Genomic DNA, 3,145 nt, shown 5'->3' on the forward strand with positions numbered 1-3,145 from the left:
TCTTGAACTCAGCGCCAGTCCAGCGCCTCCGCCATATCCACCAACTTGCGTTGACCAACCTGGTTTATCCGGGAGGAACCCACAGGCGGTTTGAGCACTCGCTTGGTGTCATGGAACTGGCAACACGGATCTATAACGCCGTGCTAGAGAACGGAGGGACCGACAGTCTGGATATCGACGGGAAGTATGACGAGATATACTACCTGCGTGTCCTGAGAATGGCCGCCCTTGTTCATGATATCGGCCATGCCCCATTCTCCCACGCTTCAGAAGACCTCTTTCCCGGGGACTGTAATCACGAGGTGATGACCCTCCGGCTCATCGAGAGCGACGAGATGGAGAAGCTCTGGGCAATGTTGAAGATCCAGACCGAGGATGTGGCAAAACTCGCGCTGGGTCGGGATCACCCCAAAAAGAAGACCTTTTCCAATACTGAAGCAATACTCTCGGAGATCATCACGGGAGCCTTTGGTGCCGACCGGATGGACTACCTCCTGCGGGACTCGCATCATACCGGGGTCGCGTATGGCAAGTTCGATCACTACCGCCTGATAGAGACCCTCTGGGTCCTTCCTAAGACCTATGAAGACAGGTCGAAGGAGCCTGCCCTTGGCGTGGAGATCGGAGGACTTCAATCGGCAGAGGCACTCCTGCTGGCACGATACTTCATGTTCAGCCAGTTATACTTTCACCCCGTACGGCGGATCTATGATATACACTTGAAGGAATACCTCCAGGCATGGCTTGAGGGGGGCCGGTTCCCTGTTGATGTCACAGGGCATCTCAACCTCACCGATAACGAGGTGATGGCCGGCATATGGAGAGCCAGCAGGGATCCAGACCTCCCCGGTCACGGCGTTGCAAAGAGGATCATGATGCGAGACCATTATCGGGTGCTGTATACAAGAAACCCGGACGATGTCCTGAAGTACAGGGAGGCAGGGCTGGCAATCTATACGGCCGCATCTGCCGCGTTCGGTGAAGAGAACGTACGCCACGACAGGCCGAAGATACCTGCGAGTCAGGTAGCGTTCCCCGTCCTCGAACCGGATGGGAGGATCGTATCCTCCCTCCTGAAATCAGATGCGCTCCGGCATATTCCTGAAGTTGCGGTGGATACGGTGTACATCCACCCGGCGTTGCTCGATGCCGGAAGAGCATGGTTGAACGAGAATCGCGAAAGCATTATCGAGTCGGGATCAGAACTGGAGGATACGGCATGAAACAGATACAGAGAGATGGACTGCTGTTTGAGCTCATCGATGAACTCACGAACTACGGGAGCTGGTGCGGGGAGACGCATATCCAGAAGGCCACCTACTTCCTCGAAGCGATGATGGGGATACCTCTGGGGTTCCCCTATGTGCTGTACAAGCACGGCCCTTTTTCCTTCGACCTCTCAGACGAGCTGGCATCGATGCGGGCTGACGCCCTCCTGGAATGGGAGATCAAGCCCGAGCCGTACGGGAACGCCCTCAAGACAACAAACGTGAGTGCCGGGTTAAAGGCAAGGATGCCCCGGACGCTCGCGAGGTACCGACCTGCGATATCCTTTGTTGCCGAAAAGTTCGGGACGCGCGGGGTGAAAGACCTCGAGAAGATCTCCACGGCCCTTTACGTGACAAACGAGGCACCGGGCCAGGGGTGCGAGGCCAGGGCACGGCGGATCACTGAACTCAAGCCTCATATCACCCTTGATGAAGCAAAAGAGGCGGTCAGCTTCGTTGATGAGATGTTTCGGGAAGCGGAGCCGGTGATCAGGGAGATTGGGGGAGGGGAGACCTGAGCCTCGGGAGTTTGCTGCCGGGCCGGCCAGGAGAAGATCGAGCACCTCCTCGATCGCCAGCTACGTGGCGATCCGGCGCCCAGATTCTCAACACCGCCATCATTCCAGTCCTTCCCCTGGATTTTACCTGCAACCAGGGGAACGAGCTGGAAACTTCAGATCTTGCCATGCCGTATCGCAGAAAGTAAAGCTGCGGCCTGCATTGGATCGGCTCCAGGACGCCCTCTGGAGGAGATATGAGGTTCAAATACGCCACCCTCCGATTTATACCCGGCTTCGGTGATCTGCACAAGGTCTGCCCGTTTCCAGGTCCATTCTCCCTCCAGGAGGCGCTGGCCAAGGCCATCCTCGATCTCGGCCAGGGCAAACCTGAGAACAGTTGCGGTCCCCCGGAGGATGCGCGGGATGTTGTTCTTCCCCCGCATGCCGCCCATCGGGATGCATTCGATGAATTCATCGGCGGGGGAGGCGTTCGGCGGGATGAAGGAGCGGGCCACGCTTGAAAGTTTCGTATGGCTTTTATCCGAGAGTGCTGCGTAGATCTCACCACGGTCCTTGATGGTGATCCGGGAAGTATCCCCGAGGGTCTTCCTGATCATATACGGCTTCTCCAGTTCTTTTAAGCGTTTCAGGACGGCTTCATCGCCGAGGCCGAAGGCCCACTCCATCCCGAGCCCGGGGTCTTTCATGAGGATGAGCCCGAGCCACTCGCTCTCCAGCCCCATCCTCAGGCAGTTGCAGGACTGGGTAATCAGGCCTTTTTCCGCGAGGATCTTGCCTGACAGGAAGTAATTGTAAGCGTTCACGAAGAGGCACCTGAGGAACTGTGGATGAAACGTTGTCTCCTCAATAAACTTCCGATAAGCGCGAAGGCTTTTTGATACGGTCTGACTGGGAGAAGGCGCCATGATCAGGTGTGCTGTAGAGTATTAGATATGTTTTCCGGCTTTCAGAGTGCTGATGAGGTTTAATTTCGCAGGCCTATAGCCGCGAAGGGTAACTTCCCGATGGGAACTTCAGGGATCTCTCAAACTTTAAAGTCCAAACAAAAGTTATGTCTCATCTAGTTACAACCCTTACAGGCAGAGATAACTAAGTTTAAACGGTCGAATATCCATTTTACTTAATAACTGAGAATTATAGATTAAGGTTAGATGAACATTGCAAAAATAGTACTTTTGCGAGTTACGTGTGGTTGAGGGAATGGCAAATATCGATGATCTAATCGAATATTACGATGAAAGTCTCAATTTAGACTTCAAAGGATCTCAATATCCGAGAGAGAAACACGCAGATCTTATAAAGGACATCATCGCAATGGCAAATGCTGATACTAACGACGAGCGTTACATCATTATC

3 protein-coding genes are annotated in these 3,145 nt (G+C 54.2%); 2 read left to right on the top strand and 1 reads right to left on the bottom strand.

Annotation, left to right across the window (positions count from 1 at the left end; translation table 11 throughout):
• Both EI28_RS12405 and EI28_RS12410 read left to right on the top strand, forming a co-directional pair.
• Positions 1-1,223 (top strand): HD domain-containing protein (locus EI28_RS12405; RefSeq protein WP_048115290.1); only part of this gene is annotated, 1,223 nt, incomplete at its 5' end.
• Positions 1,220-1,786 carry a hypothetical protein gene (locus EI28_RS12410; protein WP_048115293.1) on the top strand — a complete coding sequence of 189 codons (567 nt, stop codon included), beginning with the start codon at positions 1,220-1,222 and terminating at the stop codon, positions 1,784-1,786. The genes EI28_RS12405 and EI28_RS12410, both read left to right, overlap by 4 nt.
• Before the next feature lie 155 nt (positions 1,787-1,941).
• Here the strand turns inward: EI28_RS12410 and EI28_RS12415 are convergent, their stop codons facing one another.
• On the bottom strand, positions 1,942-2,592 hold the full coding sequence (locus tag EI28_RS12415; protein WP_048115296.1) for a hypothetical protein: 651 nt from the start codon (positions 2,590-2,592) through the stop codon (positions 1,942-1,944).
• Positions 2,593-3,145 lie beyond the last annotated feature (553 nt).

Origin of the sequence: Methanoculleus sp. MH98A (assembly GCF_000691865.1) — an archaeon.
GTDB lineage: Archaea > Halobacteriota > Methanomicrobia > Methanomicrobiales > Methanoculleaceae > Methanoculleus.

Excerpts from the sequence above, each read along its gene's own strand:
- EI28_RS12410 (WP_048115293.1), top strand. The coding sequence starts at position 1,220 with ATGAAACAGATACAGAGAGATGGACTGCTGTTTGAGCTCATCGATGAA.